The organism is Paenibacillus prosopidis (assembly GCF_003337375.1).
Taxonomy (GTDB): domain Bacteria; phylum Bacillota; class Bacilli; order Paenibacillales; family Paenibacillaceae; genus Pristimantibacillus; species Pristimantibacillus prosopidis.
Genome location: NZ_QPJD01000012.1, coordinates 158014 through 172082, shown reverse-complemented (window position 1 = coordinate 172082; position 14069 = coordinate 158014). Strand labels below are relative to the sequence as shown.

Here is a 14069-nt window from a genome sequence, read left to right as displayed (position 1 = left end):
TCCATTGGATAGCTTATTGAGAGTATTAATCGCCGACGATGAGCCGATTATTCGTGAAGGCGTACGGGACTCGGTCGATTGGCCGTCGCTTGGCATGAGTGTATGCGCGGAAGCGGAGGATGGAGAAGAAGCGCTCGAGCTGGCACTGCAGCATAGGATTCATATTGCGTTGGTAGATCTGAATATGCCCATTATGAACGGTATTACACTTATGAAAGAACTGCGTCAGAAGCTGCCGCAATGCCGGATAATTATCATTACAGGCCACGATGAATTCTCCTATGCGCAGGAAGCGATCCGGCTAGGTGTAGACGATTATATTTTGAAGCCGGCCAATGCAGAACAGCTGCGGCAGGTGCTTACACGCATCCGTCATGATCTGGAGACGGCTCAGCGGCAGGAGGAGCATTTGCAGCGGGCATCCAAGCAAATTGTCAAAAACTTTCCGCTCATGCGCGAACGTTTCTGTCTGGAGTGGATTGAAGGAACGATGACGGAGGAGGAGCTGGTGGAGCAGCTGGAGTTTTTACGGCTTCCGACACATGCTCCAACCCTGCTCGGCGTAATCCGTTGGCCTGAGCTGAATGCGAGCGTACCGCTGCGGAAGGAAAACGACCGTCAGCTCTTCTTGTTTGCCATTGAAAATATTGTGTCAGAAATACTGGTGGAATATGAAATAACGCTGTTCCGCGAACATGCAGGCTTAATTGTTCTTATTGTATGGGGCACGGTGCCTGAAGCGCTTATTTCTGATATGCAGCATGCGGTTCAAGCCTATCTGAAAATATCCATACAGGTACACATGCAGCCGGTCGAGGAAGGACTATTGTCCGTTCCGGCCGTCTACAGGCAATGCAAATCGAGCATCTACAAGGAAACGCAAATGTCTCCGCTTGTGCGCCGGGCGAAGGACTACATTCGGGAGACATACATGGAAGCGGATATGAGCCTTGAAGCATTTGCGAATTTGATGAATGTATCGCCGGTTTATTTGAGTCGTATCATTAAGCAGGAGCTTGGCACGTCATTTGTCGGCCTCGTGACCCAGATGCGCATCTCGAAAGCGATTCAATTGCTTAATGCGACTGATTTGCCAATCAATGAAATCGCGGAAAAGGTCGGTTATGATACGCAGCATTACTTCAGCACCGCCTTCAAAAAGGCGGTCGGCGTTTCTCCTATTCAATACCGCAAAGGTGCTGCCTTTCAGGAGGAGGACGGCTAAGCACAGTTAGAGCGCGATCGAATCATCAAAAGCCCTGTACGTGCCATTTAGGCGCTTACGGGGCTTTTTATATTTTTTTGTTCCAAGGTTGAATTTTTATAAAAAAGGTAGCTTTATTGCAAAGACGATACATGGCTCCCGATTGTATATTTAGTGTGCAACAGCAAACTTGATAGAGATGAAAGGGGATAGACACAGATGAAAAAAGGGTTGGCATTACTTGTTGTATCGGCACTTATACTCGTACTTGCAGCATGCGGAGGTTCAAATAATAGCGGAGGTAGCGGAGACAGCGGCTTTGTCGGCATCTCGATGCCAACGAAATCATCCGAGCGCTGGGTAGGCGACGGAGCGAACATGGTTAAGGAGTTCGAAGCACTCGGCTACAAGACAGATCTTCAGTATGCGGAAGACGTAATCGAAAACCAAGTATCCCAAATTGAAAATATGATTACAAAAGGCGTCGATATTCTCGTTATTGCGCCGATCGACGGCGAATCGCTGAGCGACGTGCTTGGCAAAGCGAACAAAGAAGGTATCGAGGTCATCTCCTATGACCGTTTGATTAAGAAAACAGAGCATGTTAGCTACTACGCTACATTCGACAACTTTAAAGTAGGCGTACAGCAGGCTTCCTATATTGAAGAGAAGCTTGGCCTGAAAGACGGTAAAGGACCATTCAACATCGAGCTTTTCGCTGGATCTCCTGACGACAACAACGCTTACTTCTTCTTCGACGGAGCGATGTCAGTTCTTAAGCCTTATATCGATAACGGCAAGCTTGTCGTTCGCAGCAAGCAAACGACAATGGACCAAGTAGCTACACTCAGATGGGACGGCGCGCTTGCTCAATCCCGTATGGATAACCTGCTAAGCGCAAACTACGCATCCGAGAAAGTACACGCTGTATTGTCACCGTATGACGGCATCAGCATCGGTATTTTGTCTTCCTTGAAAGGGGTTGGCTACGGTTCGGACAGCAATCCGCTTCCAGTAGTAACCGGCCAAGACGCTGAGCTTGCTTCCGTTAAATCGATTATCACAGGCGAGCAAACGCAAACGGTATTTAAAGATACACGTGAGCTTGCGAAAAAAGCGGTAGCGATGGCTGACAGCATTTTGAAAGGCACTGAAGTTGAAGTAAATGACACAGAAACTTACGATAACGGCGTGAAGGTTGTTCCTTCGTACCTGCTTGAGCCGGTTTCGGTTGACAAATCGAACTACAAGACAGCACTCGTTGACAGCGGCTTCTACACCGAAGACCAACTTAAATAATTCGTAATATAGAGGTGCTCCTACGATTTAGTGATGGTTGCCCAGACTGTCACTAAATCGTTTTTATTAACACTAAGGGCGTGATCATGACATGACGACAGGCATCATCCTCGAGATGAAAAATATAACGAAGACGTTTCCGGGCGTCAAAGCGCTTGAAAATGTGAATTTGCAGGTTAAGGAAGGCGAGATTCACGCGCTCATGGGAGAGAACGGCGCCGGCAAGTCTACGCTGATGAAAGTATTAAGCGGTGTATATCCGCACGGCTCTTATACTGGCGATATTTTGTATAAAGGACAAGTATGCGAGTTTAAAGACATTACGCAGAGCGAGCAGCTCGGCATCGTAATCATTCATCAGGAATTGGCGCTGATCCCTCAGCTTTCGATATCGGAAAATATATTTCTAGGCAATGAGCAATCGAGAAGAGGCATCATTAATTGGAATGACACCATCATTAAGACAAGGGAATTGCTGCAAACGGTCGGTCTGAATGAATCGCCCAATACGCTTATTTCGATGCTCGGTGTCGGCAAGCAGCAGCTTGTTGAAATCGCGAAGGCGCTATCGAAGAAAGTGAAGCTGCTTATTCTTGATGAACCTACCGCTGCGCTGAATGAAGAGGACAGCGAAAATTTGCTGAACCTGCTGCTTGAATTCAAGAAGCAAGGCATCTCCTCGATTATGATTTCGCATAAGCTGAATGAAATTACGAAGGTTGCCGATTCCATTACCATTTTGCGTGACGGCAAGACGATTGAAACGCTCGATATGTTGAAGGACAACATCACGGAAGACCGGATTATTAAAGGGATGGTTGGCCGTGATTTGACCCAGCGCTATCCGGTGCGCGAGCCGAAAATCGGCGGTACCATATTCGAAGTGAAAAATTGGAATGTGTATCACCCTACGCAGCAGGAACGCAAAGTCATCGACGATGTCAACCTGCGTATCAGCAAAGGCGAAATTGTAGGGATAGCAGGACTGATGGGCGCCGGGCGGACGGAGCTTGCCATGAGCATCTTCGGTAAGTCGTACGGCAAACGGATTAGCGGGGAAACGATTCTTCACGGGAAACGGGTACAGCTGAACACCATTAACCAAGCGATCGACCACGGCATCGCCTATGTAACCGAGGACCGCAAGCATTACGGCCTCATACTAATCGATGACATCAAACGGAACATAACGCTGACCAGCCTGAAAAAAATTTCGCGCAATTTAGTCGTGAATGATAATCAGGAAATCGTTGAAGCGGAGAGCTTCCGCACGAAGCTTAACATAAAGACGCCAAGCGTCCTGCAGAAGACGGGCAATCTAAGCGGCGGCAATCAGCAAAAGGTCGTGCTGAGCAAGTGGATCTTCTCTGAACCGGAGGTGCTTATACTCGATGAACCGACACGCGGCATCGACGTCGGCGCCAAATACGAAATTTATACGATCATTAATCAGCTTGCCATGGAAGGCAAAGGCGTGCTGATCATTTCATCAGAGCTTCCGGAGCTGCTCGGCATGTGCGATCGCATATACGTGATGAGCGAAGGAAGACTGACCGGCGAGGTAAGCCGTGAGGACGCCTCTCAAGAGACGCTGATGAAATTTATGACGAAGAGCAGGGGGTAGGACAGATGGAAGCACTAAGCAAGCTTTTCAAAGGCAATATCCGCCAATACGGCATGATTATCGCACTCGTTCTTATTATGGTGCTGTTCCAAATATTAACCGACGGCATTTTGTTGAAGCCGCTTAACATTACGAATCTTATTTTGCAAAACAGCTACATTCTTGTGCTCGCTATCGGCATGCTGCTCGTTATCATTACCGGGCACATCGATCTATCCGTCGGTTCAGTTGCCGCCTTCGTTGGCGCGATCTCGGCCATATTGATCGTAGATATGCAGATTCCCTATCCTGTTGCTATCGTACTGTCGCTGCTATTCGGCGGACTCGTCGGTGCTTGGCAAGGGTTCTGGGTCGCCTATGTACGAATACCATCGTTTATCGTGACGTTGGCGGGAATGCTATTGTTCCGCGGCTTGACGATGGTCGTGCTGGACGGACAGTCGATTTCCCCTTTTCCAAAAGGGTTCCAAAGCATCAGCTCCGGATTTATTCCGGATTGGTTCGGCGGCGGTGACATTCATGTACTGACGATTATTATTGGACTTATGCTTTCGCTTGTACTGGTATTTACAGAATGGCGCAATCGGTTGACGCAGCAGCGTTATCAGTTTGGTGTCATTCCGGCACCTCTGTTTGCACTGAAGCTGGTTGGAATCGTAGCGATCATCAACTTGTTCACCTATGTTCTGGCAGCCTACGAAGGTATTCCGAATATCCTTATCGTATTGTTCATCCTAGTTGTCGTTTACACTTTTGTTATGAATAAGACGGTTATGGGCCGCCATATCTATGCGCTCGGCGGCAACGAGAAAGCAGCTAAGCTTTCCGGCGTCAAAACAAAACGAATGACGTTCTGGGTGTTCGTCAATATGGGCGTGCTCGCTGCGCTATCTGGTTTATTGTTTGCGGCTCGTCTGAACGCGGCAACGCCGAAAGCGGGCGTCAACTTCGAGCTTGACGCAATTGCAGCCGTATTCATCGGCGGCGCGTCGGCAACCGGCGGTATCGGTACGGTTATCGGGGCTATCATCGGCGGTTTGGTTATGGGCGTCATGAACAACGGGATGTCGCTTGTCGGGCTTGGCATCGATTGGCAGCAGGGGATTAAGGGCATGGTGCTGCTGATGGCGGTTGCTTTCGATATTTACAACAAAAATAAAGCTTCATAGGTAGAACGGAGGGCGTCCGACGAGTCGGGCGCCCTCTTTTTTGTTTTAGGCGAACGGATGAGGTTTGTGTTATGATTTCTGGAAAGGGAGGAATCCGACATGAAGGGACAAGGGGTACTTATATCCGCGTTAGTGTTTGCGCTTATTATTGCGATATTCGCCGTTATTAATGTCGAGCCGGTAGAAGTAAATTTCCTGTTTACGAAAGCAACGCTTCCGCTTATTCTCGTTATTCTGGCTTCGACATTACTTGGCGGTCTTACGGTAGGGCTGCTTGGCCTGATCCGTCAAATCCGTTTGCAGCGCAAGGTGAAGATGTTAGAGAAGCAGGTGTCTGAGCTGACGGCTGAGACGGAGCTGTTCGGAATACATGCAGCTGTACGCACGGAATCGAAAGAGTCGGCGCCAGTCCCGTCTACCGAATAGCTCAGGCTTAGATTGCGAGGACATTGATGTTTATTTATACATATGCAAGCCACGAAGATGAAGCTTCATTATGCGAGCTTGAGCTGCGAACCCTGTTTGGGCAGAAGGTCGGCGGCGGAATTATTATTAGCTCATGTGGGCTTTCGGTGGATCGCAGTCCTTTCATAAAACGGCGTATCAAGGTCATGCTTGAGGCGAACAGCTTAGAGGAGTTGGCTTTAAAGCTCACGTCGATTGAGCTCGATGAAAAAACGTTTAAGGTATTGTTTACTTCCGGCGATGAGCCGTTTAGCTATGAGGAGCGGCGGCTGCTGGAGCGGACCGCGGGTGCGGCGATTAAAGGCAAAGCAGATATGCGGAAGCCGGAGCGGCTGTTCGGACTGACAAAGCTGAACGGAATATGGCACTTTGGGCTTTGCGAGGAGAACGGCGCAATCTGGCTGAAGCACCAGAACAAGCCGCAAAACTACTCGACGGCGCTCCCGACACGAGCGGCCCGGGCAATCGTTAATATAGCAGCCGGACAAGAGGATCAGGGTATACGTATGATCGATCCTTGCTGCGGAATGGGGACGGTTCTCATAGAAGCCATGTCTATGGGCATGGATATCGAAGGCGTTGATCTCAATCCGCTCGCGGTGCGCGGCGCTCGGGTGAATCTGGCTCATTTTGGCTATCCGGATCGGGTCAAGCTTGGTGATATGCGGCAGCTGGAAACCAATTATGATGCAGCAATTGTAGATATGCCGTACAATTTATGCTCGGTGTTGCCAGAGGACGAGCAGCTTGCTATGCTGGAGAGTGTGAGGAGATTGGCTAAACGAGCGGTCATTGTTACGACTGAACCGATCGGACGTCAGCTGGAGCTGGCTGCATGGCGGATCATCGATTTCACAACCTTGAGTAAAGCCTCTTTTACCAGATATATAACTGTAGTAGAATAAGAAGTATGTAGTGCATGAAGCGAGGTGAACCTATGTCTACAATTGATCAAAACGAATCTGCGGAACAGCCGAAAAAGCTGACGCAAGCAGAGAAAGCGAAGCAGTTGCTCGCTCAGAAGAAGCAAGCGCAGGCTGGCGTAGTGCCAGGCCAGAAACACCTATCCACGGGGACGCAGGCGATGAAGAGCCAGAACACGAAGAAAGTAAACAATCAGCGTAAAAAAATGGGTGTATAACCGCTGGATTGAAATTTTCCGCACCGCATAGCAATAAGACAGGGCGCTTTAGCTGGCAACAGCTCGGCGCTCTGTTTTTTGCGCACATTTACGGTAAACGGATATGGAATATCCATCAAAATAAAAGCAAATGCTGAGGATATGTCACCAAATAAATTAATTTTACGTAAAATATGGACAGGTACATTTAGAATGAATCGCGCTGTGCCCCCACATAATGAAGATACATTAATTTATTGCGGAGGGATTCGTTATGACGGCGATCAAACCATCACCAATCAGCATATACTTGCTTGCCGGTGTGGCAACATCCAACAGCATATTTAACGAATGCAAAATAAAGCTGGAAAAATTGTTCCAATCAGACGGGATAGAATCTGCTATTCATGTGGTTTTCCCATACGGTGATGCCAGCCGCAGCGTAGTCAGACAAGTGCTCGAGGTAAAGAGCGACTTGTCCAACCGAATGAGGGCAGGACGAATCGGTGGACAAATTGCGCTTCGAAAAATAAAACAAACGTTAACCTGCGATCGTATGCTGCTGATCGGACACAGCGGCGGCGGTGCGGCTGCTTATCAGGCCGCGAAAATGCTGCATGAAAATGGCGAAATTAATGACTTTCGCATTGTACAGGTCGGTTCACCGAGAAATCCTATTGACCCATTGCTGCAGGACCGTGTCAGCTATTTTCATTCCGTTAACAGCCTGGGCAAGCTGAATGATCCGATCAGCCGCATTGGCACTTGGGGAGGATGGAGCAGAGACAGGTATGCGATGCCCCGCTGGAACAGCTTGAAGTATGCGCCCGGCTACGTAGAGGGAATTCCGACGGTAGGCGGCCACGCCGATTATTTTCGCCATACGAAGCCGTATACAGATCAGGAAGCAGTCTGTAATTTAGACAAAACGATTGATCGAGTACGCGTGTGGTTGAAAGGATGGGTCTGATCCTTTAAAATAAGGAGCAGGTTAGCTGGTGCTTACACAAAGCATGGAAAAGGCTAACGAAGCAGGAGGTGAGCCGCCTATGGCGAATACCCATACGTACTCTAAACGGGAGGAAATCGCGAATGCCGTCACACATGGCATCGGGGCTGGACTGAGCGTCGCGGCGCTTGTATTGCTTATCGTGTTCGCGGCAACGAAAGGAACGGCTTTTCATGTTGTAAGCTTCACGATATACGGCTCTGCGATGCTGCTGCTGTATGCCGCATCTACGCTCGTACATAGCTTTCCTGAAGGGAAGGCAAAGCGGGTGTTTGAATCGCTTGACCATTCGTTCATTTATGTATTTATTGCAGGAACGTATACTCCGATCTTGTTCCATATTGTACAGGGAACGCTCGGCTGGGTACTCTTCGGAATCGTGTGGGGAGCTGCGGTAGCCGGTGTCGTATTTAAATCGTTTTTTGCATCAAGATTTCTGTTTACATCAACGCTGATCTATATTGCGATGGGCTGGATTATTGTGTTTGCCTGGAAGCCATTGACGACTCACCTGGCTCCGGGAGGGGTGCAGCTGCTTGTGACCGGAGGCGTGCTGTATACGGTTGGTACTGTATTTTATATGTGGCGGAGCTTTCCGTATCACCATGCGGTATGGCATTTGTTCGTACTCGGAGGCTCCATTGTACATTTCTTTGCGATTTTGCTGTATGTGCTGCCGTCGTAAAGAATCAATAAACAAAAAATAGTGAGGACAATCTCACTCGCCGTGAAGCATCGCGGCGAAGAGATTGTCCTCACTTTTTTGTGCCGCAAAAAAAGTGGTCGGCCATCCTGCAGCCGCTTTTAAGTTTCAATATCGGGGCACCAGCCGGGTGGTTCCGCGCAGATGGAGACGGCAAAAGCCGGGTCCTCACGTGACAGGTCGGCAAAATAGCTCGACAGAACATGGTTTCCGGCAATCGAGCCCATACGGAACGAGCGCTTAACCTCGCCTTTTACGTGCATGTAATAGTAGGTTTGCTTCGTTTTGGGCGATTGGTAAACGAGTGTCGGCAAATGCGGAACGATATCAAATTCATTTTGAAAACGCCAATGCGTGCCGACGATCGAATTATAATTGCGGACGAATTTCGGGTCGCCGACTCTTGGTGCGCCGAACGTATACACAATAGGCGCCGTAAACCCGGAATTGCTGGCAATATCTATGGAGGCAAGCGTAGCGAGTGCTCCGCCGAGGCTATGGCCGGTCAAAAACAACGGTTTGTCGGTAGGAAGCTGCTTCAGGATGTCGAAAATTTGATTACGGGCGGACATGTAAATATCGGTAAATCCTTTGTGAGTAAGTCCGATATTTTTGACGGGACGATAGGCCGTTTGCTGAGCAATGAAATCGGATACCCAATCCACTGCAGAACCGCTGCCGCGAAACGCAAGGATAGAGGCGCGGTCCGATGTCAACACAAAGCCGAACCTGAGCTCGCTGCTGTCATAAGCTTTGGCTGTGAATTCGCCTGCAATACTGTAAGCTTTGGGTACAAGAAATAAACCGTCCTTATTATTGAATTGCATGTAAGTTTGTCCGCAAACCGCAGCCAAAAACAGGGCAGACCGAAGATCCAGCTCCTGCGTTACAAGCGTATTCCGCATGTTTGTTCCCATATCATCCCTCCGCTCATGCGACGCGATTATATCGATGTTTTATTGTATGAAAGCGCAGGCTAATGGGTACCAGCGGATTATTAATGGACTTCACTCTTAAAGGACAAGTATAATCAGGAAAGTAAAGCCATTTCTGAAAGGGGAACCAACAATGACGCTTCAGGTAGGAATTGTCGGAACAGGCTGGTTTGGCATGATGCATGCGGAGAAGCTCTCCAAAATCGAAGGCGTAAAGGTAGCCGCATTCGGAGCAACGACCCAGCAGAAAGCGGAACGCGCGGCGCAGCAATACGAGGGGGCCCGTGGTTACGACTCCATTCACAATTTGCTCGATGACCGCAAGCTTGATGCGGTGTACATATGCGTACCGCCATTTGCGCATGGAGAAATTGAAACCGCATTAATCGAGCGGAATATCCCTTTTTTGGTGGAAAAGCCGATTGGATTAGACGAACAAATACCTTCAGCTATTTTGAAGGGAATCGAGGAAAAGAAGCTTATTACGTCGGTTGGGTATCATTTTCGCTATATGGACGGAACGGATCGTGCGAGAGAGCTGCTGCATGAGCGGAAGGTCGGAATGGCCCTTGGCTACTGGATGGGCTCCATGCCTGGCGTAAGCTGGTGGAGGAAAATACACGGCTCCGGCGGTCAGTTTGTGGAGCAAACAACACATATTGTGGACCTGCTCCGCTATACGGTTTGTGAAGTAAGTGAGGTATATGCAGCCTATGGAGGCCGAATCATGGGGAGCATTGAGGAGGGAGTCTCCGTTCCTGATGTAGGAACGGTTACGCTTAAGCTTGCCTCGGGTGCGGTTGCGACGATTAGCAATACTTGCGCTATTCCGGCAGGTGATCGTGCAGGGCTGCATATTTATACGGATAAAGGTGTACTTGAGTTAGGTCATAGCGGTTTGCTGGACGTGGAAGCAGGGCGTAAGACGGAATATGCGAACCAAAGCAATCCATACGAGCTGGAAAATGAAGCTTTTCTCCATGCGGTCAAGACGGGGGATACGTCGCGGATTCGCTCGACTTACGCGGACGCATGGCTAACGCATAAAGTGACAATTGCTGCTAATGAATCTGCACGCACTGGATTGCCGGTAAAGCTGTAAGCCAATGAAAAAGTCCGTCTAAGAAGGTTAATTGTCACTTCTTTGACGGACTTTATTTACGCAGCCGGGACGCAGCATCATTTGCGAATGTTAAGTCCGCTTTCTTCTAGAAAGCGGTTCGGTGACGGACGAAGCCGTTGCTGAAGTATGTTTAGAATGTTTTTTGCTTGATTTCGAACGGGATTTTCGCGTGCGTCCCGATGTCGATGTGTCGGCAACAATTTCCTGCGGCTTACGTCCGTTCAGCAAATCGCCTGTCCAGCCCTTCCTCCACAGCCATATATAAATAATGATTGTAATGACGGCAATGACTGAAATCAAACCGACAAAGCCCCATTTATGTTCCTTCAACGGCAAATGATCGAAATTAGAACCCCATATTGCACCTGCTACCGTAGCAGGAAGAAACAACACAGTGAATATCGTTAGCGTCTTCATAATATCGTTGCCGCGAAAGCTGGAGATAGCGTCATCCATTGATATAAGCGTATCGATCTCGAGCGCGTAATGCTTCAGAAGCGCATCGATCCTCTCTAGCTTGTGCGTTATCCGCTTAAAGCCTTCCGTATCGATCAGCTCAGTCATGAACGCTTCCTTGGCAGCGCCATGCAGTTCTCTTACCGGAATGAACAGATGGCTCCAATGCAGCAACTCATATCTTCTCTCGAAAATGACATCAATCAGACCCGTACGGTTTTCTTTGCGCATCGTCGATTCCAGTTCGCCCAGCCGTGTTTCGAAACCATCTAGACCCGAATGGAATGTTTCGAGAATGATGCTGAGCATGATGAATAACGCCTCTGGGGCTGTATCGCAGCTATCAAGCTTTTGCATATGCTCCACGGATTGCAGCCGCAGGGGAAGGCGCATATCTTCATGCATCGTGATCAAACGCTCGTTCGTAAGCCAGAAGTGAAACGGCTGCGTATCAGACTGGTCATCCGAAACCTGGAATACTAGTGTACCGTAGAGCATTTGAACAGATCCCGCAGCATTCCCGACGGAAATTTGATTCGTCCGTCTGCCCTCACATTCATCAATCCATGATGCGCATTCGGGAAAAAGCCGTTTTAGCTTATCGGCATGCTGCTCAGCTGCATCCTGTTCTGTTGTTTTTGCGTTTATTTTGGTTGCTCTTTGCGCGTCACCCATGACAGCCGTTTGTTTAAGCATATTTTTTCTGCTAGGCAAAGGCTCTTGCCTTGCAGCTTGCTGCCTAACTTGCTGCAGTACATGCCATTCCCATCCTGCGGGATAGCGAAGCATCCGATGGAACATCGCTTTGCCTCCTGCTTGTCCGATTTTCCAATACTTATTCCTCCATCATAACCCGAACGGCAATGATGCACAACCTGTGCTGCGGATTAAAGAAGTCCATAAGGTACTCCGGGCTACATGCCTGCAAAAAGCGACTTAATCCGTAAAAAATTGGGCATACCAAGCATAGCTTGGTTAGGAGGGACTTTATATGACGAGAAAAATTGGCGTGTTCGATACACAGCAGCAAGCGATAGAAGCCATTCAGCAGTTGGAACAAGCAGGCTTCGTTAAAGGCGAGCTGAAGGTGCTGGCGAAGGATTCGGAGCATTCCAGGCGTATTGAGGCAGAAAGCGATGTGCACGTAGATGAGGTCAGAGAGTTGGAAGACGCTTCAGATCATGGTCGTGGACTAGGAGCTTTGGGTATTGCAGCGGCTGCCGGTTCCAGCGGGACTGGAATGGCAGGTGCGTATGCATTAGCCGGATATGGAACTGCTCCTTATATAGGCAGCGGATATTCTTACGGCGCTGCCGCGTTATTTGATGAAGACGAGCATGAGGAAGTGCTTCAAGCGCTGGGGCTTGATGACGAGGAGGCGCATATTTGCAATCAGGCGCTGCAAAGCGGCTCCATCCTTGTCGTTGTTGAAACCGATGACAGCAAGTCGCTGCTGGACAAAGAAGGCGGGCCGGATTTGTCCAGGCTAAGCGCAGCCGAGGCGGTATTTCGCAGCTGCAATGCATCGGCAATTGCTGCCGGAGCTTAACGATCAGTAAACGACGATAGAAAGAAAAGCCTCACTTTGAGCTGTTACCATGCAGGCTGCTCCAAGTAAGGCTTTTCTTTAATTAAGCTTGTTTAAACACTTGTTAATGATTTTCTGTCCAGCTTAACGATGTTCGTTAGCGGATTTTCATACCCGCAAATGAGATCGCGTAAAATGTGGGCGGCGAGCATGCTGAATACAGAACCATTACCACCGTAGCCCAGGCAGTAATAAACATTTTTCCATGCCGGATCCGCTCCGATAAACGGCAATTGATCACACGACTCGCCGAAGGTGGCGCTCCATACGTATTCGATAGGAGCCCGCAGCTCCGGGAATAGCGCTTGAAGCTGCTTATGCAGCATTTCGCCTTTATTGTACCGTGCTTGCTCGCCGTGAAGCGGCTCCCCGGGTTCTTCATCGAGTCCGCCGATGACCACCCGGCCGTCGACTGTCGTGCGTAAGTATAAATAAGGGCGCGCCGTTTCCCAAATGAGAAACCGCTCATGCCAGCTTTGAAGGTCTTGCTGTATGCCGGTAACCATTACGAATGACCGGTTCAAGTTCGCTTTAATCAACTTGCCGCGAAGCTCCTCCGGTTCATAGCCAACGGCGTAAACGACATGCTCTGCCTCTAGTTCGAATCCGTCCGCCGTTCGAAGGCGATGAAGGCCGCCAGGCAGCGTAATATGCTCCACAACATCGGTTTGCTCATGGACCTCAACACCGGCATCGGCTGCCGCTTTCGCTAAAGCGTTAACGAATTGATAAGGATTCACTTCGGCGTCGCCATGTGACACGATAGCGCCGGACTTGCGGAAAGGGAAATGCTTGGCAATGTCGTCCGCATTCCAAAACTGTGCATCGATACCGCAGGCGCGAAGTGTTTCGTACTCTCTTATGAGCTTGGGGAAATCCTGGTCGGTTGATGCAAAATATAGACTGCTTCTTCTTTTGAATGCTACATCGACGGACAGTTCCGCCGCCTCCGCAGCCAGTAAGTCTACTGCATGATTGCAAGCTTTGTAAAAGCTTATCGCATCACGCTCTCCGATCCGTTCGATCAAATCGCACAGCATGATGTCATTGAAGGATTGCAGCATACCCGTATTCGCCGATGAACTCCCGCCAGCAACTTGTCCGCGCTCGAGCATAATAACAGACAAGCCGCTGCGGATAAAAACGGTGCTGCATATTGTACCGGACATACCGCCGCCGATGATCGCGACCTGCGCTTTTTTATTTTGCCTCAACGGCGGATAGTCTCTTTTTTTGCTTAGCGTACCCGGCCAAAATAAGCTGCCTGAATAGAGCTCCTTCATTGGTATCACTCCCTGAGCTATTATACCCATTTTTAAGAATATGAAGCGTACGGAAACCGATCAAATCGTCATGGTTCATCGAGCTCATCCT

The 14069-nt window shown here is 49.2% G+C and carries 14 protein-coding genes; 11 read left to right on the top strand and 3 right to left on the bottom strand.

The genetic code is table 11. From position 1 onward, the window contains the following. Positions 1-4 precede the first annotated feature (4 nt). The 9 genes from DFP97_RS19550 (at position 5) to trhA (ending at position 8575) form a co-directional block, all read left to right on the top strand. Entirely contained in the window at positions 5-1225 is a 1221-nt protein-coding gene (locus DFP97_RS19550; protein WP_114381872.1) for a response regulator transcription factor, read from the top strand. Between the two features lie 198 nt (positions 1226-1423). Then, the gene (gene chvE / locus DFP97_RS19545; protein ID WP_114381871.1) at positions 1424-2503 is read left to right on the top strand and encodes a multiple monosaccharide ABC transporter substrate-binding protein; all 1080 of its coding nucleotides are present in this window, start codon (positions 1424-1426) and stop codon (positions 2501-2503) included. Positions 2504-2594: 91 nt separating this feature from the next. Then, the gene (gene mmsA, locus DFP97_RS19540) at positions 2595-4127 is read left to right on the top strand and encodes a multiple monosaccharide ABC transporter ATP-binding protein (protein WP_114381870.1); all 1533 of its coding nucleotides are present in this window, start codon (positions 2595-2597) and stop codon (positions 4125-4127) included. Positions 4128-4132: 5 nt separating this feature from the next. After that, the gene (mmsB, locus tag DFP97_RS19535; RefSeq protein WP_114381869.1) at positions 4133-5296 is read left to right on the top strand and encodes a multiple monosaccharide ABC transporter permease; all 1164 of its coding nucleotides are present in this window, start codon (positions 4133-4135) and stop codon (positions 5294-5296) included. A gap of 99 nt (positions 5297-5395) precedes the next feature. Beyond that, a complete protein-coding gene (locus tag DFP97_RS19530; RefSeq protein WP_114381868.1) occupies positions 5396-5722 on the top strand; it encodes a LapA family protein in 327 nt (108 codons plus the stop codon). Between the two features lie 26 nt (positions 5723-5748). Next, positions 5749-6666, top strand: coding sequence for a TRM11 family SAM-dependent methyltransferase (locus DFP97_RS19525; RefSeq protein WP_114381867.1), 918 nt, complete (start codon positions 5749-5751; stop codon positions 6664-6666). A gap of 32 nt (positions 6667-6698) precedes the next feature. Next, the gene (locus DFP97_RS19520) at positions 6699-6902 is read left to right on the top strand and encodes a hypothetical protein (protein WP_181873592.1); all 204 of its coding nucleotides are present in this window, start codon (positions 6699-6701) and stop codon (positions 6900-6902) included. 253 nt (positions 6903-7155) lie between these two features. Continuing rightward, positions 7156-7851, top strand: coding sequence for a hypothetical protein (locus DFP97_RS19515; protein ID WP_114381865.1), 696 nt, complete (start codon positions 7156-7158; stop codon positions 7849-7851). 79 nt (positions 7852-7930) lie between these two features. Beyond that, entirely contained in the window at positions 7931-8575 is a 645-nt protein-coding gene (gene trhA, locus DFP97_RS19510; RefSeq protein ID WP_114381928.1) for a PAQR family membrane homeostasis protein TrhA, read from the top strand. Positions 8576-8694: 119 nt separating this feature from the next. On the opposite strand, the gene DFP97_RS19505 is transcribed toward trhA, so the two are convergent. Further along, positions 8695-9510 carry a lipase family protein gene (locus tag DFP97_RS19505; RefSeq protein WP_245976436.1) on the bottom strand — a complete coding sequence of 272 codons (816 nt, stop codon included), beginning with the start codon at positions 9508-9510 and terminating at the stop codon, positions 8695-8697. Positions 9511-9661: 151 nt separating this feature from the next. On the opposite strand from DFP97_RS19505, the gene DFP97_RS19500 reads away from it, so the two are divergent. Beyond that, on the top strand, positions 9662-10630 hold the full coding sequence (locus DFP97_RS19500) for a Gfo/Idh/MocA family protein (RefSeq protein ID WP_114381864.1): 969 nt from the start codon (positions 9662-9664) through the stop codon (positions 10628-10630). Positions 10631-10720: 90 nt separating this feature from the next. On the opposite strand, the gene DFP97_RS19495 is transcribed toward DFP97_RS19500, so the two are convergent. Then, positions 10721-11908 carry a magnesium transporter CorA family protein gene (locus DFP97_RS19495; protein WP_114381863.1) on the bottom strand — a complete coding sequence of 396 codons (1188 nt, stop codon included), beginning with the start codon at positions 11906-11908 and terminating at the stop codon, positions 10721-10723. Positions 11909-12098: 190 nt separating this feature from the next. On the opposite strand from DFP97_RS19495, the gene DFP97_RS19490 reads away from it, so the two are divergent. Next, a complete protein-coding gene (locus DFP97_RS19490) occupies positions 12099-12656 on the top strand; it encodes a general stress protein (RefSeq protein ID WP_114381862.1) in 558 nt (185 codons plus the stop codon). A 92-nt stretch (positions 12657-12748) separates the two neighbouring features. Here DFP97_RS19490 and DFP97_RS19485 read toward each other — a convergent pair whose 3' ends face one another. Beyond that, the gene (locus tag DFP97_RS19485; protein WP_114381861.1) at positions 12749-13978 is read right to left on the bottom strand and encodes an NAD(P)/FAD-dependent oxidoreductase; all 1230 of its coding nucleotides are present in this window, start codon (positions 13976-13978) and stop codon (positions 12749-12751) included. Positions 13979-14069: the final 91 nt, after the last annotated feature.